Annotated in this window: 14 protein-coding genes and 1 tRNA gene; 6 read left to right on the forward strand and 9 right to left on the reverse strand. The window is 70.9% G+C overall.

Annotated elements, in window-relative coordinates; genetic code table 11:
• Positions 1-31: 31 nt before the first annotated feature.
• From ACIREI_RS07750 to ACIREI_RS07760, 3 genes are all read left to right on the forward strand, one after another.
• Positions 32-1,492, forward strand: a complete 1,461-nt coding sequence (locus ACIREI_RS07750) for a cellulose binding domain-containing protein (RefSeq protein WP_403328582.1) — start codon at positions 32-34, stop codon at positions 1,490-1,492.
• A 186-nt stretch (positions 1,493-1,678) separates the two neighbouring features.
• Positions 1,679-1,990 (forward strand): trypco2 family protein, encoded by a 312-nt coding sequence (locus ACIREI_RS07755; protein ID WP_403328585.1) that lies wholly within the window; start codon positions 1,679-1,681, stop codon positions 1,988-1,990.
• Entirely contained in the window at positions 1,974-6,158 is a 4,185-nt protein-coding gene (locus ACIREI_RS07760; RefSeq protein WP_403328588.1) for a trypsin-like peptidase domain-containing protein, read from the forward strand. Before ACIREI_RS07755 ends, ACIREI_RS07760 begins: the two co-directional genes overlap by 17 nt.
• A gap of 93 nt (positions 6,159-6,251) precedes the next feature.
• Here the strand turns inward: ACIREI_RS07760 and ACIREI_RS07765 are convergent, their stop codons facing one another.
• The 4 genes from ACIREI_RS07765 to ACIREI_RS07780 all read right to left on the reverse strand — a co-directional run bounded on the left by ACIREI_RS07765 (position 6,252) and on the right by ACIREI_RS07780 (position 11,064).
• Entirely contained in the window at positions 6,252-7,670 is a 1,419-nt protein-coding gene (locus ACIREI_RS07765; RefSeq protein WP_403329440.1) for a GH1 family beta-glucosidase, read from the reverse strand.
• Between the two features lie 150 nt (positions 7,671-7,820).
• A complete protein-coding gene (locus ACIREI_RS07770; RefSeq protein ID WP_403328591.1) occupies positions 7,821-8,717 on the reverse strand; it encodes a carbohydrate ABC transporter permease in 897 nt (298 codons plus the stop codon).
• Positions 8,714-9,742: a carbohydrate ABC transporter permease gene (locus tag ACIREI_RS07775; RefSeq protein WP_403328594.1), complete on the reverse strand. Its 1,029-nt coding sequence runs from the start codon at positions 9,740-9,742 to the stop codon at positions 8,714-8,716. The genes ACIREI_RS07770 and ACIREI_RS07775 overlap by 4 nt, the downstream gene beginning before the upstream one ends.
• On the reverse strand, positions 9,739-11,064 hold the full coding sequence (locus ACIREI_RS07780) for an ABC transporter substrate-binding protein (protein WP_403328597.1): 1,326 nt from the start codon (positions 11,062-11,064) through the stop codon (positions 9,739-9,741). Before ACIREI_RS07780 ends, ACIREI_RS07775 begins: the two co-directional genes overlap by 4 nt.
• A gap of 371 nt (positions 11,065-11,435) precedes the next feature.
• Here ACIREI_RS07780 and ACIREI_RS07785 point away from each other — a divergent pair, with 371 nt between their 5' ends.
• Together ACIREI_RS07785 and ACIREI_RS07790 are read left to right on the forward strand one after the other, a co-directional pair.
• On the forward strand, positions 11,436-12,491 hold the full coding sequence (locus ACIREI_RS07785; RefSeq protein WP_403328600.1) for a LacI family DNA-binding transcriptional regulator: 1,056 nt from the start codon (positions 11,436-11,438) through the stop codon (positions 12,489-12,491).
• Positions 12,488-13,315 carry a serine/threonine protein kinase gene (locus tag ACIREI_RS07790; protein WP_403328603.1) on the forward strand — a complete coding sequence of 276 codons (828 nt, stop codon included), beginning with the start codon at positions 12,488-12,490 and terminating at the stop codon, positions 13,313-13,315. Before ACIREI_RS07785 ends, ACIREI_RS07790 begins: the two co-directional genes overlap by 4 nt.
• A 21-nt stretch (positions 13,316-13,336) precedes the next feature.
• Here ACIREI_RS07790 and ACIREI_RS07795 read toward each other — a convergent pair whose 3' ends face one another.
• The 5 genes from ACIREI_RS07795 to ACIREI_RS07815 all read right to left on the reverse strand — a co-directional run bounded on the left by ACIREI_RS07795 (position 13,337) and on the right by ACIREI_RS07815 (position 16,812).
• Positions 13,337-13,852: a GNAT family N-acetyltransferase gene (locus ACIREI_RS07795; protein ID WP_403328606.1), complete on the reverse strand. Its 516-nt coding sequence runs from the start codon at positions 13,850-13,852 to the stop codon at positions 13,337-13,339.
• Positions 13,853-13,940: 88 nt separating this feature from the next.
• Positions 13,941-14,016, reverse strand: a tRNA-His gene (locus ACIREI_RS07800).
• A gap of 116 nt (positions 14,017-14,132) precedes the next feature.
• Entirely contained in the window at positions 14,133-14,735 is a 603-nt protein-coding gene (gene orn, locus ACIREI_RS07805; protein WP_403328609.1) for an oligoribonuclease, read from the reverse strand.
• Between the two features lie 155 nt (positions 14,736-14,890).
• Entirely contained in the window at positions 14,891-16,117 is a 1,227-nt protein-coding gene (locus ACIREI_RS07810; RefSeq protein WP_403328612.1) for a GlxA family transcriptional regulator, read from the reverse strand.
• Positions 16,118-16,512: 395 nt separating this feature from the next.
• Positions 16,513-16,812, reverse strand: a complete 300-nt coding sequence (locus ACIREI_RS07815; RefSeq protein WP_403328614.1) for a hypothetical protein — start codon at positions 16,810-16,812, stop codon at positions 16,513-16,515.
• A 349-nt stretch (positions 16,813-17,161) separates the two neighbouring features.
• On the opposite strand from ACIREI_RS07815, the gene ACIREI_RS07820 reads away from it, so the two are divergent.
• Entirely contained in the window at positions 17,162-17,689 is a 528-nt protein-coding gene (locus ACIREI_RS07820) for a universal stress protein (protein WP_302000523.1), read from the forward strand.
• The last annotated feature ends 8 nt before the right edge of the window (positions 17,690-17,697 follow it).

Raw genomic sequence — 17,697 nt, forward strand, 5'->3', positions numbered from 1 at the left:
AACCCCCGTGATGAGCGAAGGCAGGCACGTGATGAGTACGCACCGGCGCAAGGTCAGCGGCAGGAACAAGGCGATCGGCGGTCTCGTCGCCGCGGCCGTGGTCGGCGGTGGCGCGATCCTGTTCACGGGTACCGCCCAGGCGGCCGGGATCGGGGCGGCGTACACGAAGACCAGTGACTGGTCGACGGGTTACACCGCGCAGTACGTCGTCACCAACAACAGCGGCGGGGCGGAGAAGGACTGGACGCTGGAGTTCGACCTGCCGTCGGGCTCGAAGCTGAGCTCCCTGTGGAACGCCGAGTCGAGTGTGAGCGGGCAGCACGTCACCGTCACACCGCCGAAGTGGGACACGGACGGGCTGGCCGCCGGTGAGTCGGTGACGGTCGGCTTCGTGGTCAACGGCACGGGTGCGCCAACGGGTTGCCTGATCGACGACGTGACGTGCTCCACGGACGACGGCGCGACACCCGAGCCGAGCGGCCGCCCGACGTCCACCGAATCCGCCACGCCCACGGCCACACCGGAGCCGACGGCCACACCCACCCAGAGCGCGACCCCCTCCACCGAGCCCTCGGAGAGCCCCGGCACCGGCACCGGAGACACCGCCGGCTTCGCCCCGTACATCGACACCTCCCTCTACCCGGCCTTCGACCTGTCGGCGAGCGTCGAGGCGACCGGCGTGAAGGACTACAACCTCGCCTTCGTCACCGACGGCGGCGGCTGCACCCCGAAGTGGGGCGGTGTCACGGACCTCGGCGGTGACGCGGTGGCCGCGCAGATCGGCGACCTGCGCGCCAAGGGCGGCGACGTCCGGGTCTCCTTCGGCGGTGCGGCCGGCAGCGAGCTGGCGACGACCTGCTCCTCGGCGGACGCGCTGGCGGCGGCGTACGGCAAGGTCGTGGACGCGTACCGGCTGACCAAGGTCGACTTCGACGTCGAGGGCGGCGCACTGCCGGACAAGGCGGCCAACACCCGCCGCGCCCAGGCGATAGCCAAGCTCCAGGCGGCCCACCCCGACCTGGACGTCTCCTTCACCCTCCCCGTCATGCCGGAGGGCCTCACCCAGCCGGGCGTCGACCTCCTCGCCGACGCCAAGCGGAACGGCGTGAAGATCAACACCGTCAACATCATGGCGATGGACTACGGCCCCGCGTACAGCGGCGACATGGGCACCTACGCCGAGCAGGCGGCCACCGCCACCCAGGCCCAGGTCAAGAGCGTGCTCGGCCTCTCCGACAGCGCCGCCTGGAAGACGGTCGCGGTCACCCCGATGATCGGCGTCAACGACGTCACCACCGAGATCTTCAAGGTCGACGACGCCACCCAGCTGGTGAACTTCGCCCGGTCCAAGGGCCTCGGCTGGCTGTCGATGTGGTCGGCGACGCGGGACAAGCAGTGCGCGGGCGGCGAGAAGCCGGCGGCGGACGCGACGTGCAGCTCGATCCTCCAGGAGAAGTTCGCGTTCTCGAAGGCGTTCGCGGCCTACAACTGACCCAGGTCGCCTCTCGAACCACGGGGGGCGTGCCCCGGCCGGTCTTCCCCCATCCGGCCGGGGCACGCGCGCTTGACGAGAGGTGTGCGGCGCCCGCCGGTCATGCCGACCTCGGACGTCGATGCTCGCGGCCGGTCGCCCGTGCGCGGACTTGTAGCATCTGAGCACCGTGGGCAAGGGGGAAACGTGATCGAACTGTCCGACATGATCCGTGAGTTGAGGCAGCAGCTGAGCACTGCCCTGACGGACGGAGCGGGTGAGGCCCTGCGGTTCGAGCTCGGCCCCGTCGAGCTCGAGGCGACGGTCGCCGTCAGCCGGGAGGCGGGCGCGGACGGCAAGGTACGGCTCTGGGTCGTCGATGCCGGGGCGAACGGCAAGTACGCGCAGGCGCAGACGCAGCGGGTCACCGTCACCCTCACCCCGAAGGTCGTTCCGGCGGGCGGGGACACGGCACGGACGGTGCTGATCGCGGGCGGCGAGGTTGACGGGGAGCGCTGAGGGCGGGCTTCGGCCCGGGCAGGTCGCCGAGATCGTCGTCGCGGCATCGGAGCACGGTGAGGCCCGACGCGGCACGGGTTACGTCTTCGCCCCCGGCAGGCTGCTCACCGCCGCCCATGTCGTCGACGGCACGGACGACGTCCAAGTCCGCTTACAGGCCGACCGGCCGGGGGAGCGGACCTTCAAAGCCGTGGTGCGGTACCGGCACCAGGCCATCGACGTCGCGGTCCTCGCCTTCACGGCGGAGCCGGCGACGGACATCGTGCCCGCCGTCTTCGGCTGGGTCGGCGACCAGGACGCGGTGCTGCCCTGCACGACCATGGGCTTCCCCCGCTTCAAGCTCCGCACGGACGACGACGGTTCGCGCTTCCGTGACGCGGAGCACATCCACACGAAGTGCGCCGTCCTCTCCAACCGACGTGAGGGCACCCTCGACCTCACTGTCTCCCCGCCACCCGCCGACGACCCGGATCCCGACCGGGACCCTTGGGAAGGCATGTCCGGAGCGGCCGTCTTCGGCAACAGCCGGCTCGTCGGGATCGTCGCGCGTCGCCATGGCGGTGACGGCACCGGACGCATCGCGGCGAGCCGCGTGGACCGCTGGGCCGAGGCGCTCTCCGGCGCGGAACTGGCGGCACTGGAAAAGTCGTTGGGCTGCGCCCTGTCCCCCGGGGCGCTGCCCGAAGCGCTGCCCGCCACCACGTTCGACCTGATCCAGGAGGCCTACCGGGCTCAGCTCACCGAGGACTTCGCCCCCGAGGAACTCAAGGACCGGGAGTCCGAACTCCGTGACCTCGTAGCCTTCTGCAGCGGCCCCGAGCAGTACCTGAGGCTTCAGGGGCGGCCGTGGGCCGGGAAGACGGCGCTGGCCGCGTGGTTCGCCCTGCACCCACCCCGCGGTGTCGTCCCGGTGTGGTTCTTCATCACCTCACGCAACGCCCGCCAGTCCGACAGCGACGCCTTCACCGGCGCCCTCATCGATCAACTGGCGGCGATCGCGGGCCACGCACCCTCCGGCCCTCACTCGCCGGCGGCCCGGGACGGGCTGCGCAACCTGCTCCTGGGCAAGGCCGCCGAACGCGTCGCGCAGCAGGGCGGCACCCTGCTCCTCGTGGTGGACGGACTGGACGAGGACCAGTCCCTGACACCCGGCGGCAACGGTCCGAGCATCGCCTCGCTGCTGCCCAGGCGGCCTCCCCCGAACGTCCGTGTCCTGGTGACCGGCCGCCCGAGCCCCGACCTCCCCCCGGACCTGAAGGACGAACACCCCCTGCGCCACTGCCGAGTCCTCGGCCTCACCGCGACGGAGGAGGCCCGGCACATCGAGCACGAGGCCAAGCTGGACCTCCGGCGAGCGCTGTCCGGCGACCGGTTGCAGGTCGATCTGGTCGGCCTGCTCACGGCGGCGCGCGGCACGCTCACCGTCGACGATCTGCGGGAACTGACCGCCGCACAGACCCACGAACTGGATCGGCGGCTCGGCAGCGCCTTCGGCCGGATCCTTCGCGAGCGCGGCACCGGCGGTGGCACCGACAGCGGCGGAGACGTCACCCTCTATGTGGCCGGCCGCGGCTTCCTCTTCGCGCACGAGACACTCCTGGCCGCCGCGCAGGAAGCGCTGGGACGGGACGTGGACGCCTACTGGGAGCGGCTGCATGCCTGGGCGGAGAGCTACCGGCGACAGGGCTGGCCGCAGCACACCCCGCTCTACCTGCTCCAGCCGTACGGCCGTCTGGTCACCTTCCTCAACGACGCGCACCGCGCCGCCGCGCTCGCGACGGACGTACGACGACGGGACCGGCTGAGGGAAGTGACGGGCAGCGACGCGGCCTGCCTCGCGGAGATCGCGGCGGCCGGTCAGGTGGTGCGCCGCGTCGCCCCCGACGACCTGGGCACCCTGGCGAGCCTGGTGGCCGCCGGGGACCTACTGGCCCGGCGCAACAAACAGCTCCATCCCGAGATCCCCGCGGTCTACGCCGGTCTCGGCCGGGTCCGCCACGCCATCGGCCTCGCCCACAGCATCTTCGAACCGGTGGACCGGGCACGGGCACTGTCATCCGTCGCGCGCGTGCTGGCCGGCACGGGAGACCGGCGGGCGGTGGGACTGGCGGAGGAGGCCGTGCGGCTGATCCGGCAGCTGGTGGCGGAAAGACCGACGTACTACGACGAAGTGGCCGACGAGGAGATCGACGCCGCGTTGGGCACCCTGGCCGCGGTGCTGATGGGGACGGGGAACCACAGCGAGGCGCTGCGTCGGCTCGGCGAGTTGCGGGAACCCGCCTCCCCACAGGGGATCGAAGCCGTCCTGGCCACCGCCCGTGCGGCCGACGACGCCGAGTGCGCCGAGCAACTGCTGCAGCAGGCGGAGGGCCTGGCGGAGCAGATGGACGACCTGTGCGACGCGGCGTACGCGCGGGCCGGCATAGCCGCAGAGTGGACTGCCCGCGGCGCACCGGGCCGTGCGGCAGTGCTCTACGACGCGGTGGTCGCGCTCTCCGAAGGCCCCTCGGCCCACCTCGGCAACGTGACCGCGGTTGTCGCGGAGGTCCTCCATACCGTTCGCCCGAGTCAGGCCGAGCGGGCCCTGCAACTGTCCTTGGCGTACGCCGAGGGCGTCCTGCGAAAGCCCGGCACGCCCGGCAACTCGGCACGCTGGAGCGACGGGTACGGCGTCCACCGAACCGTGACAGCGCTCGCCGCGACCGGTCGGGTGGACGAGGCCCTACGGCTGCGGCAGAGGTTGAACCTCGCGAAGAGCTCGGTGTGGCACCACTTGCACATCATGGCGCTGGACACCAGCAGGGCGGTCGCCGAAGCATGGGCGCGTGCCGGGCGAGTCGCCGAAGCATGGGCTGAGGTGGACGTTTTCGACGACCCCGTCATCGAGTACGAGCGGGAGAGCGACCGATCCGTAGCCCGCGTCGCTCGCCTGCTTGTCGCGTCCGGATCCGCCGATGACCTGGAGGCCCTGCTGCTCACGACGGAGGACAGCAAGTGGCGGAGCGTCGCCACAGCACTGGCCGTGCTCGCCGAGAGCTTTGCCGAGACCGAGCCCGAGCGGGCGCTGCGACTGCTCCAACAGGCCGAGAACGCCCATGACCTGACGGGTGAGGTGGCCGACTCGGCCCAGGGTGAGCGGCTGGTTCACCTCGCGAGCGCGCTCGCCACGGCGGGCATGCCCCATGACGCCGAGCGTCTCGTCGAGACCATCGGAACCCCCGACGTACGAGCATGGGGATTCGCCGCCGTCGCCAGGGCGGTCGGGAGTGAGGACGCCGCCCTGGCATCGCGGCTGGCCGAACGAGCGTCCGAGGCCGCCGCAGGAGTGATCTCCACCATGGAGGAGATCCACGGCCACGCTCTCGTGACAGCTGTCGTCCAGGCATGGGCGTCCGTGGGCGCGGCGGATCGCGCGCTGGAAGCCATGGAGCAGCTGAGGGGAAAGCTCGAAGTCAGGGGTTCGGTCATGCCATCCCTGCATGCCCACGCGGAGGCGGCGGCCGGCCTGTGGCGCCACGACCCGAAGACGGCGGACCGCCTCGCCCAGGAAGCGATGTCGGCCGCGCTGCACGTGCCCGTGCCGGAACTCGGAAGGCTCCTCGCCACGGTGGCGCCGTACGACAGCGAGCGGAGCCGGTACGTCCAGGAGCTCGTCCGCGAGCTGGATGACGCGTGGGACCACCTCATCACGGACCGGGCGCTGCTGGGCTTGCTGAAGGCCATTGTCGAGCCGGCCGTAGCCCCCCGCTTCCTCGATCAGGTGGCCGCGGAACACGAGCGCCCGCCGTTCTACCGGCCGGCAGAGATAGAAGTCCTCGCCCATGCCGCGTTGGGCGACCTCGCCGCAGCCGAGACGGTCATCCGTTCCATGGCGGTCGACGACGCGCGTGCGGAGGCGCTCGTCGCTCTCGCGGAGTACGTGGCGTGTGTCCCCGTCGCTCCACTCAGCCGTGAGTTCCTGGACTACGAGGGCACCGCCCGCCGCCTCGCCGCCCACTTCTTCCCCCCGCCCGCCGGCCCCGACCTTCCCCACGCGAGGGCCCTCCTCGCCGAGGCGCTGACCCCCGACGGCTGGCACCACGCGGTCCCGGTCCTCGCGGCCATCGACACCGACGCGGTCCGCGCGGTACGAGACGTCGTCTTCGCCCACGTCGGGATCCACGACTGAGACGCCGTCCGCCGAGCTCGCCCGCAGGAAAGCCGCGGGGCGCGGCACGTCCCCTCCGCGTGCCGCGCCCCGCCCCCGCCCGGCCGCCCTCGGCTAGACCTGCGTCTCCACCGCGGGCAACACCCCCGTCCGTGCCGCCTTCCCGTACCAGTACGCACTCGACTTGGGCGTCCGGGCGAGCGTCGAGTAGTCGACGTACACCGCCCCGAACCGCTTCTCGTAGCCGTACGCCCACTCGAAGTTGTCCAGCAGGGACCACAGGTAGTAGCCCCGGACGTCGGCGCCGTCGGCGATCGCGCGGCGGACCGCCGAGAGGTGGCCGTGCAGGTAGGCGATGCGCTCCGGGTCGTGGACGCGGCCGTCGGGGTCGGGCTTGTCGTCGTAGGCCGCGCCGTTCTCGGTGATGTACAGCGGCAGGCCCGGCGCCTCGCGCGTGTAGCGCATGATCAGCTCGTGCAGGCCGGTCGGGTCGATCGTCCAGCCCATCTCCGTGCGGTCGCCCGGGGTCTGGTGGAACATCACGTCGTCCGCGCTGGGCCACGGCGAGTGCTCGCTCGCCCCGTGGCCGTCCGCCCGCGGGCCGTTGACCTCGGTCTCGGCCGCCGAGACGAGCGTCGGGGTGTAGTAGTTCAACCCCAGCGCGTCCAACGGCTGGTTGATCGCCGCCAGGTCGCCCTCCAGGACGTACGACCAGTCGGTCACCAGCTCCGTCGCCGCGTACAGGCTCTCCGGGTACGCGCCGTGCAGGATCGGGCCGTGGAAGATCCCGTTGGCCAGGTCGTCGATCTTCCGGGCCGCCGCCAGGTCCGCGGGGTCCTGCGAAAGCGCCCGTACCACCGAGGAGTTGAGGCTGAGGGCCACCGAGTTGCGGGCCGGCATCACCGAGCGCAGGGCCGACGTGCCCAGCCCGTGCGCCAGGTTGAGGTGGTGGGACGCCCGCAGCGTCGCCACCGGCTCGGTGCGGCCCGGCGCGTGCACCCCCGACCCGTAGCCCAGGAACGCGCTGCACCACGGCTCGTTGAGTGTGATCCACTGCTCCACGCGGTCGCCGAGCGCCTCGCCGACGATCTGCGCGTACTCGGCGAACCGGTACGCCGTGTCGCGCTCCGGCCAGCCGCCCGCGTCCTCCAGCTCCTGGGGGAGGTCCCAGTGGTAGAGGGTGACGGCGGGCTTGATGCCGTGCGCCAGCAGCTCGTCCACCAGGCGGCGGTAGAAGTCCAGACCCCGCTGCACCGCGGGGCCCCGGCCCGTCGGCTGCACCCGCGACCAGGAGACCGAGAAGCGGTACGCCGACAGCCCCAGCTCGGCCATCAGCGCCACGTCCTCGCGGTAGCGGTGGTAGTGGTCGACAGCGATGTCACCGTGCTCGCCGCCGGCGGTCCGGCCCGGCGTATGGCTGAAGGTGTCCCAGATGGACGGGGTGCGGCCGTCCTCCCGCACCGCCCCCTCGATCTGGTACGCGGACGTCGCCGCGCCCCAGAGGAAGGCGGGGGGAAAGGACACGGAGGACATGGGTTCAGGCATGGAAGCGCTCCCATAGGGGGTCGTGGAGACCGACGGGTGTAGAGGCGGAGGGGGGAAGGCGGTGCGCGGGGGCCGGGGCGGCGGTGACCCGGCCCCCGAGGACGTACGACTGAGACGACCGAGGTGAGGCAGGGCGCGTCAACCCTTGATCGCGCCCTGCATGATGCCTCCCACGATCTGCTTGCCGAACAGCAGGAACGCGATCAGCAGCGGCAGCGTGCCGAGCAGGGCGCCCGCCATGATCACCGCTTGGTCGGGGACATAGCCGGTGCCGAGGGAGTTGAGAGCGACCTGCACGGTCGGGTTCTCCTGGTTCAGGGCGATGATCGGCCACAGGAAGTCGTTCCAGGCGAACACGAAGGTCAGCAGGCCGAGGACGGCCATCGCGGGCCGCGCCGCCGGGAAGACCACGTGCCAGACGACCCGCAGACTGCTCGCGCCGTCCACCCGCGCCGCCTCGATCAGCTCGGTCGGCAGCGCCTGCAGCAGGTACTGGCGCATGAAGAACGTACCGAAGGCCGTGCACAGCGTCGGCAGGATGACCGTCTGGAGCTGGTTCGACCAGCCGAGGTCCGCCATCCACAGATACAGCGGTACGACCGCCAGCTGCGGCGGGATCATCATCGTGCCGATCGTCAGCATCAGCAGGACGCCGGAGAACCGGAACCGCAGCTTGGCGAAGGCGAAACCGGCGAGCGTGGCGAACAGCACGGTGCTGATGGTGATCGTGCCCGCGACGAACGTGGTGTTGAACATCGCGGTGCCGAGCCCGGCCTCATCCCACGCCCGCTCCATGTTCTTGAACAGGTTCCCGCCGAACCACAGCGGCGGCGGGGTCTGAGCGAGCCGCTGGTCGGTGCGCGAGGCCGCGATCGCCGTCCACACCAGCGGGGCCAGCGAGACCAGCGCGAAGACGGACAGGACGACGTACGTGAGCGGGCCGGCGTGCAGCTGCTTGCCGGCACCCATGACCCGCGGCCGCCGGGGCTGCCGTACCTTCTCGGCCCGAGGAGCCGTCAGTTCAGTTGCCGTCATTGGGACTTCCTCAGCCGTCGGGTCACCAGCAGTTGGATCACGGCGACGATCAGCAGGATCAGGAACATCGACCAGGCGATCGCGGACGCCTTGCCCAGGTTGCCGATGATCCAGCCCTGGTCGTACATGTACAGGCCGAGCGTCTGGTACTGGTGCTCGGAGCCGCCCTTCGAACCGCTCACCCCGCCGAACAGCAGGGGCTCACCGAAGAGCTGGGTGGCGCCGATCGTCGAGACGACCACCGTGAACAGGATCGTCGGCCGCAGCTGCGGGATCGTCACGTGGAGGAACTGCTGCCAGCGGTTGGCGCCGTCGATCGCCGCGGACTCGTAGAGGTCGGCCGGGATCGCCTGCATCGCCGCCAGGTAGATCAGCGCGTTGTAGCCCGTCCAGCGCCAGATCACGATCGACGAGACCGCGAACTGCGAACCCCAGTCGGACTCACGCCAGTTGACCGGGTCTATGCCGACGGACTCCAGCAGCCAGTTGATCATGCCGCCGTCCCACGAGTACAGCAGCACGAACACCAGCGTCGCCGCCGCCACCGACGTGGCGTACGGGGTGAGCATCACGACCCGCCACACGGTCGAGCCGCGCAGCTTGTAGTTGAGCAGGTGCGCCAGACCGATCGCCATCAGCAGCTGCGGCACCGTGGAGATCACGCCGATGGTGAAGGTGTTCCACAGCGCGTTCCAGAAGAAGTCCGAGGACAGCAGGTTCTGGTAGTTGTCCAGGCCGGTCCAGGTCTGACCGTCCAGGTCGGCCAGCTGCACGTTGTGCAGCGAGTACCAGGCCGTATAGAGCAGCGGGACCAGCGAGAACGCCCCGAAGACGATGAAGAAGGGGGCGATGAACGCGTACGGCGACGCCTTCATGTCCCAGCGGTACAGCCGGCTGCGCCAGGAACCGTTGCCCGGCGGCGGCGTACCGCGACCGCGAGCGCGGCCGGCCGCGCCCGGCTGGTCACCGGGCGCGGCGTCGGCGCTCGACGCGGGATGCGCGAGGGCCTGCTTGGAGCTGCTCACTGGCCGAGCACGTCCTTGATCTCTTCGGAGGCCGCGTCCCAGCCCTCGTCAGGGCTCTTGCCCTTCTGCTCGACCTGGAGGATGCCGACGTCGGTCAGCGCGGTGTTGATCGCCTGGTCCTTGATGCCGAAGTACTGGGTCGGGATGGTCTTCGCCGAGTCGGAGAAGATCTGGGTGATCGGCGCGTTCGAGAAGTACTCGGTGGTGGCGGCCGCCGGCTTCAGGGTCGAGTACGCCGACGGGGTCGACGGGAAGCTGGCCTGCTTGGCGAAGACCTTCGCCTGCTGCTCGGGCGCGGTCAGCCACTTCGCCAGCGCGACGGCCTCCTTCTGGTGCTTGCTCGCCGTCGGCACGCCGAGGAACGAACCGCCCCAGTTGGCCGCGGTCGGCGCCGCCGCCACGTCCCACTTGCCCTTGCCCGACTCACCGGACTTCTCCAGGATGTAGCCCATCATCCAGGCCGGGCACGCGACCGTGGCGAAGGTGCCGTTGGCGTAGCCCTGGTCCCACGGCTTGTCGAACTGCTTCAGCTTCGCCGACATGTCGCTGGTCGCCACGTCCATGGCGACGTCCCAGGCCCCCTTGACGCCCTGCGACTTGTCCCAGTCGACGGTGCCGTCGTCCTTGTAGTAGCGCTCGGGCGCACCGCCGAGGGCCGCGTTGTAGACGGAGGAGGCCGAGTCCACGAACTTGGTGCCGCTCGGCGCCTTCTTCATGTACTCCTTGCCCAGGTCGACGTACTTGCCCCAGTCGCCCTTCCACTGCGCGGCGAGCTTGGTGCGGTCGGTCTCCAGGCCGGCCTTCTCGAACAGGTCCTTGCGGTAGCAGATCGCCATCGGGCCGATGTCGGTACCGAGTCCGATCAGCTTGCCGTCCTCGGTGGTGGCCTGGGCGTTCTTCCAGTCCAGCCACTGGGACTTGTCGACCTCCTTGCCGAGGTCGACGAACTTGTCGGCCTGCGTCTGCACGGCCTCGGTGATGTTCATGACCTCGATCGCCTGGATGTCGTCGGCACCCGCGCCGGCCTGGAGCCGGGTGAGGACCTTCGGCCAGTAGACGTCGGTACGGGTGGTGACGTTCTCCTTGATGGAGATGTCGGGGTTGAGCTTCATGTACTCGTCGTAGAGGCCGGCCTGCTTGTAGCCGAAGGTGCCGAAGGTGCCGATGGTGAGGGTGGTCTTGCCACCGCCGCCGTTGCCACCGCCCTCGTTCGGAGTGCCGTCGTCCGAGTCCTCGGCGCAGCCGGCGAGCAGCCCTGTCGTCAGCGCGGCCGCGGCCGCGAGGGCCACCAGCCGGCGGGACCCACGGGTACTCGTGCGCATTGCGTCCTCCTGTTGCCTGACGTGCCGACCCCCCGGCCAACTGCACTGTTGGGCCCGTTCGTTGTTCTCGCTGCGGCTCGGGCGGGGAACGTGCGGGATGTGTATGTGTCAGGTACTGTGGGAGCGCTCCCACAGGTGATGAGTTGAAGGTTCGTCGGTCCGAGCGGGGGTGTCAAGGGAGTGGGGGCGGAGAGATGCGTTCAGTTATCGGGCCGTTAACTGGACTTGCCTGATCCGGTCCGGCGGCGGAGGACGAGGCGATCCGGCCGAGGCAGGGGCCCGGGGGCGGCAGCTTCCGGACGGGGTCAGTCCAACAGACGGGACTGTTAGATTCCAGGCCAGCGTGAGGATCGGCGGGAAAGGCGGAGCCCATGGCAACCCACGGAGCGCGGGGCCGAAGCGGTGGTCGGCCCACCCTCGAAGAGGTGGCGGCCCGCGCAGGCGTGGGCCGGGGCACCGTCTCCCGGGTGATCAACGGCTCGCCCCGGGTCAGTGACGCGACCCGCGCGGCGGTGGAAGCGGCGGTGGCGGAGCTCGGCTACGTCCCGAACACGGCGGCCCGCGCCCTGGCGGCGAACCGCACGGACGCGATCGCGCTGGTCGTGCCCGAGCCGGAGACGCGGTTCTTCGCGGAGCCGTACTTCTCGGACATGCTCAAAGGCGTGGGCGCCGAGCTCTCCGAGACGGAGATGCAGCTGCTGCTGATCTTCGCCGGCAGCGACCGGGAACGGCGTCGCCTGGCCCAGTACCTGGCGGCCCACCGCGTCGACGGCGTCCTGCTGGTCTCGGTCCACGCGGACGACCCCCTGCCGGACCTGCTGGCCCAGCTGGAGATCCCCGCGGTGATCAGCGGCCCTCGCTCCGCCGCGGAGACCCTGACCTCGGTGGACTCCGACAACTACGGCGGCGCCCGCTCGGCCGTCGAGCACCTGGTGTCCCGAGGCCGCACACGGATCGCCCACATCACCGGCCGCCTCGACGTCTACGGCGCCCAGCGCCGCGTCGACGGCTACCGCGACGCCCTGCGGGACGCGGGGCACGAGGTGGACGAGGGGCTGATCGAGGCGGGCGACTTCACGGAGGAGGGCGGTGCCCGGGCGATGAAGGTACTCCTTCAGCGCCGCCCCGACCTGGACGCGGTCTTCGCCGGATCGGACGTGACGGCGGCGGGCGCCCGCCAGGCCCTGCGCGAGGCGGGTCGCCGTATCCCCGACGACGTGGCCCTCGTCGGCTACGACGACTCGGCCATCGCCCGCCACATGGAGCCACCGCTGACCAGCGTCCGCCAGCCGATCGAGGAGATGGGCCGCCGGATGCTGGACCTCCTCCTCGCCGAGATCGCGGATCGCCGGCCGGCGGTGTCGCGGGGCCTGGAACGCCCGCAGATGGTGCTGGCGACGGAACTGGTGGTGCGGGCGTCGTCGTGAGCGGCCACGCCCTGCTGGACCTCACCGAGGTCGGCGAGGTCGAGCCGTACCTGCGCTCCGTGGGCGAGGTGCTGCGCGCCTTCCGCGACCAGGACTCGGGCTGTGTGTCGTACGGCGTCCGACTCCCGGACGGCGACCGCTGGTTCGTGAAGGAGGCGGCGACCGGCCCGGCCCGGCGCTCCCTGGACCGGGCCTGGGCGTTCCACCGGGCGGTACGCCATCCCGTGATCGTCCCGCAGCTGCACCGGTTCGGAGTGCGGGGCGGTGCCGGTACGGCGGTGGTGATGCCATGGCACACGGGCGAGGTCCTCTACCACCCCACCCTCCGCACTCACGGCGGCCGAGCCCACCCCGACAGCCCCCTCGCCCGCTTCCGAGCCCTGCCGCTCGACCGGGTCCACCGTGCCGTGGACCGCGTGCTGGACGCCCACCTGGCGGTGGAGGCCGCGGGGCACGTCGCCGTCGACCTCTACGACGGCACGTTCCTGTACGACTTCGCGGGCGACGAACTCCACCTGATCGACCTGGACGAATACCGCCCCGGCCCGTTCTCACTGACCGAGGACCGGCTCCCCGGCTCACGCCGCTTCATGGCCCCGGAGGAGTTCCGCCGCGGCGCGCTGATCGACCTCCGCACCACGGTCCACGCCCTCGGCCGCGCCACCCGCCTCCTGATGGACGCCGGCGACGAGGAGCGGGCGTGGCGGGGGACGCCCGCCCAGCTTGCGGTGCTCGACCGGGCCACCCGCGCCGACCCCGGCGAACGCTTCGCGACCGTACGGGAGTTGGTGCGGGCGTGGCGGGAGGCGACGTCGGCGGGGTAGCGGCGGTCGCCGCCCTGTTTCTCAGGGATGCAGCACCAGCCGCCACCGTCTCTCCCCGTCCTGTTCCTCCGCGGTCGGGGCGAGCCCGGCCGCCGCGGCGACCGCCGCCGAGGCCAGGTGGTCGGGGTGGATGTGCGCGACGACCGTACGCACCGACCGTCCCCCGAGCCAGGCGACCAGCCCCTGCGCCGCCTCGGACCCGAACCCCCGCCCCTGCCACGGTGTGCCGACCACCCAGGCGATCTCGGCGCTGTGGTCCCCGGTGACCGTGGCCTGGACCGTGCCCACGAGACGGGACTCCGCGCGCGGCCGCAGTACCCAGTTGCACCAGGAGACGCCCGTGTCGGGGGATCCGGCGACGAGCCGCTCGTAACGGGCGCGCAGGTCGGCGGGGGAGTGGGGCGTGCCGCCGGTGAAGGTGTGCAGCGCCGGGTCCGCCAGGACGACGGCCATCTCCTCGGCGTGCTCGACGCGCAGCGGGAGGAGGTCGAGGCGGGCGGTGCGGATGGGCTCGGCGGGTACGCGGGGCTGCGGCATCGTGCGCAGCCTATGGCCTGCCCCAGGAAGGAGCGGCGTGAAAAAGCTTCAGCCGGTGACTTCTTGATGAAGTCACCGGCTGAAGGCCTGGGGTGAGTGACGGGACTCGAACCCGCGGCATCCTGGACCACAACCAGGTGCTCTACCAGCTGAGCTACACCCACCATGACCGGCGATCGACTTTGTGGAGTCCCCGACCGGCCGAGAAAAAGTGTACAGGGTCCGAAGGGGTGCTCGCGCACAGCTTTTGCGGCGCCCCTGGCAGACCCCTCGCATACGCCTACTGAGCAGGCAGAACGTGCTTCGCGGCGATCGACTTCGCGGTGTCCGAGTCGGGGCCGGGCTGCGCTACGAAGATGGCCTCGCGGTAGTAGCGGAGTTCGGCGATGGACTCGCGGATGTCGGCGAGGGCGCGGTGGTTGCCGTTCTTCTCGGGGCTGTTGAAGTAGGCGCGCGGGTACCAGCGCCGGGCCAGCTCCTTGACCGACGAGACGTCGACGATGCGGTAGTGGAGGTAGTCCTCCAGCGTCGGCATGTCGCGCAGCAGGAAGCCGCGGTCCGTGCCGACGGAGTTGCCGCACAGCGGGGCCTTGCCGGGTTCCTTCACGTGCTCGCGTACGTACGCCAGGACCTGCTCCTCGGCGTCCGCCAGCGTCGTGCCGCCGGCGAGCTCGTCGAGCAGCCCGGACGCGGTGTGCATCTGACGCACCACCTCCGGCATCGTCTCCAGCGCCGCGTCCGGCGGGCGGATGACGATGTCCACTCCTTCGCCGAGTACGTTCAGCTCGGAGTCGGTGACGAGGGCGGCAACCTCGATGAGCGCGTCGTCGGACAGCGAGAGGCCGGTCATCTCGCAGTCGATCCACACCATGCGATCGTTCATGCGAACACCCTACGGCTGACGTCCGCTTTTGGGGTGCCCGGTGTCGCAGGCGGCGTACCAGGGGGCTGCCGCCCCCTGGACCCCCGCCATCGGCCCTGCGGGCCTCGTCCTCAAACGCCGGACGGGCTGAAATGCACCCGCCCGGCGTCAGAAGGTCACGCTCCGCTGCGCTGGCCCGGCAGGCTGGCCCGGCCGCCGACGTACAGCTCACGCCCGTTCTCCGACGGCGCGGACGGGCCGACGGGCGCCGGGGTGCGGCGGGTCTGCGGCGGGACCGGGCCGCTCTCCGGGTACGGGCTGGGAGGCGGGCCCTGCTGGACGGCGGGGCCCGTCGTGGGCTCCATGTCCGTCTGCCGTTCGGCCTGGGGGCGCCGCGCACGGTACGCCGCGCGGTACGCGGCCGGCGACGAGCCGAGCTGGCGGCGGAAGTGGCCGCGCAGCGCCACCGGCGAGCGGAAGCCGCAGCGGCCCGCCACCTCGTCCACCGAGTAGTCCGACGTCTCCAGCAGACGCTGTGCCTGCAGGACCCGCTGGGTGATCAGCCACTGCAACGGGGCGCTGCCCGTCAGCGAGCGGAATCGGCGGTCGAAGGTGCGGCGGCTCATGTACGCGCGTGCCGCCAGCGTCTCCACGTCGAACTGCTCGTGGAGGTGCTCCAGCGCCCAGGCGACGACCTCGGCCAGCGGGTCGGCGCCGATCTCCTCCGGTAAAGATCGATCGAGGTAGCGCTCCTGACCGCCGGATCGGCGCGGTGGGACCACCAGACGGCGGGCCAGGGCCCCGGCCGCCTCGTTGCCGTGGTCCGTCCGCACGATGTGGAGACAGAGATCGATTCCGGCCGCCGTACCCGCCGACGTCAGGACGTCGCCGTCGTCGACGAACAGCTCTCTCGGATCGACGTGCACCGACGGGTAGCGCTTGGCCAGCGTCGGTGCGTACATCCAGTGCGTTGTCGCGGGGCGGCCGTCCAGCAGGCCCGCCGCGGCGAGGACGAAGGCACCGGTGCACAGCCCGACTATGCGGGCGCCTTCCTCGTGCGCCCGACGCAGAGCGTCGAGCGCGTCCTCGGGCGGTGGAGAGGTGATCGAACGCCAGGCCGGCACGACGACCGTGCCCGCCCGCGAGATCGCCTCCAGGCCATGTGGCGCGGTGAGTTCCAGGCCCCCTGTGGTCCGCAGTGGGCCTTCCTCGCCGCCGCACACCAGCAAGCGGTAGCGCGGCACGCCGGCGTCCTGGCGGTCGATCCCGAACACCGACAACGGTATGGAACTCTCGAAGATGGGACCGCCGCTGAACAGCAGCACCGCGACGATCTCCTTGCGGCGTCGCCCGGAAAGCTTCCGGGCCGCGGCTTCCGGCGCGGCAGTGGAGTCGTGGCTCATCCTGCTAAGCCCCCCTCGGTGGTCGCGGCTCCTCGGTTGTGTCGCTCCTGCACGTTTCCCCTCGGTCCTGCACGAGTCCCCCGCCGTAGACAGTCAAGATCGAATCTACTGTGTCGCGTCGCGCCTCAGTGGCCGGTTCGACACTCGGCACATTGTCGACTTGGCAACTTGGCGTGAAGCATTCGATCACGAAGCGTTGCACTCACGGGCCGTGCAGGGAAGTGCGCCTTGTCGCAGTGGCCAATCCACGTAGGGTGCGCAGGGCCCCTGAGGCCCTTTCCGTGCAGGTGGAACGGGGGTTGGGGGGTGTTCTGGGCAGGGGATGCATGCGCGCCAGAAGTTGGCTGAAAAGCAGCGTGCCCGTGCACGGAAACCGGTCAGCCGACCGGTGTATTTCAACCAGTGTGACGTCCGCCTCTATGGGCCCCGGTTCCGGTCCTGTGGTGGCGTCCGCGACGCGAGGGCGACGGGGTGGTGCGGTCCTCGTCCTTCAGCCGTGCCGCGCCGCGTTCCGACTGGCGCAGCAGCAGACGGCAGACGGCCGTCACGGCGGCGAGGCCGAAGGCCGTGCCCGCGGCGCCGGCGAGGGAGGTGCCGTACCAGAGGAGCACCACGGGGACCAGGACGCAGCTGAAGGCCGCCCAGCGGACCACATCGGTGGCGCTGTCGTCGGAGGGCGTGCGGGGTCCGGGCATGGGTGGGTACTCCTGGGGTTCGCCTGGGGTGGTGGCTCAGGGAGATCAACGCGTGTTCGAGCGGTCGGTCACTGGTGCGGGAACGTTCCGGCAGTGGGCGTGGGTGAACCCTGTGCAAACCGCCTGTACACCGCAGCAACCATTGCGTTACGGGCGTCCCCTCGTGCATGCTCCCTGGAACCCGTACGACCGTGAGCGGGGATCCGGGGCTAAGGAGGCGTGCCGCCGTACCCTTGGGGGTATGGGGTTGGGAAGACCATTCCCGGACACAGCTCCGCCACACTGCTGCATCCGTCGGCGAGCTCCGCTCGCGGGCCCACCCATAAAGGATCAATACGCCGAGACAGCCATGGCCGGTCACGAATTCTTCGAACCCGCGGACCGCAAGCGCCAGGTCGCCGACCCGACTGCGGCCGATCCCCTGGCGGCGGACGAGTCCCGCCAAGCCTGCGACCCCGCCTTCAAGCACGGCGTCGTCGTCGGCTTCGACGGCTCCACCTCCAGTGAGCGCGCCCTCGCGTACGCCATCGGCATGGCCCATCGCTCCGGGTCGGGCCTGATCATCGTCCACGTCGCCAACCGGCTGCCCACCACGGTGTGGGCCGGCTGCGAGCCGCCGGTCTTCGTCGACGTGCCGGACCATCGCACCGAAGTGCTCGGGCTGGAGTTGGCGTGCGCCGACTACCTGGCCGAGGTGCCCTGGATCCTCGTCGAGCGCGGCGGTGACATCTGCCATGAACTCGAAGAGGTCGGGCGGGAGTACGAGGCGGACGCCATCGTCGTCGGCTCCACGCACGGCATCGTCGGGCGGATCTTCGGGTCGGTCGCGGGGCGGCTCGCCAAGCGGGCCAAGCGTCCCGTCGTTGTCATTCCGTAACTCGCCGT

This window comes from Streptomyces sp. NPDC093591 (assembly GCF_044764885.1).
In the GTDB taxonomy this organism is placed as follows: Bacteria; Actinomycetota; Actinomycetes; order Streptomycetales; family Streptomycetaceae; genus Streptomyces.

What these genes read in the sequence shown, in the direction of transcription:
- ACIREI_RS07815 (WP_403328614.1), bottom strand. Translation starts at nt 16,812, where the DNA reads ATGCCCGGACCCCGCACGCCCTCCGACGACAGCGCCACCGATGTGGTC.
- ACIREI_RS07780 (WP_403328597.1), bottom strand. Translation starts at nt 11,064, where the DNA reads ATGCGCACGAGTACCCGTGGGTCCCGCCGGCTGGTGGCCCTCGCGGCC.
- ACIREI_RS07750 (WP_403328582.1), top strand. Translation starts at nt 32, where the DNA reads ATGAGTACGCACCGGCGCAAGGTCAGCGGCAGGAACAAGGCGATCGGC.
- ACIREI_RS07795 (WP_403328606.1), bottom strand. Translation starts at nt 13,852, where the DNA reads ATGCCGCAGCCCCGCGTACCCGCCGAGCCCATCCGCACCGCCCGCCTC.
- ACIREI_RS07770 (WP_403328591.1), bottom strand. Translation starts at nt 8,717, where the DNA reads ATGACGGCAACTGAACTGACGGCTCCTCGGGCCGAGAAGGTACGGCAG.
- ACIREI_RS07765 (WP_403329440.1), bottom strand. Translation starts at nt 7,670, where the DNA reads ATGTCCTCCGTGTCCTTTCCCCCCGCCTTCCTCTGGGGCGCGGCGACG.
- ACIREI_RS07810 (WP_403328612.1), bottom strand. Translation starts at nt 16,117, where the DNA reads ATGAGCCACGACTCCACTGCCGCGCCGGAAGCCGCGGCCCGGAAGCTT.
- ACIREI_RS07785 (WP_403328600.1), top strand. Translation starts at nt 11,436, where the DNA reads ATGGCAACCCACGGAGCGCGGGGCCGAAGCGGTGGTCGGCCCACCCTC.
- orn (WP_403328609.1), bottom strand. Translation starts at nt 14,735, where the DNA reads ATGAACGATCGCATGGTGTGGATCGACTGCGAGATGACCGGCCTCTCG.
- ACIREI_RS07820 (WP_302000523.1), top strand. Translation starts at nt 17,162, where the DNA reads ATGGCCGGTCACGAATTCTTCGAACCCGCGGACCGCAAGCGCCAGGTC.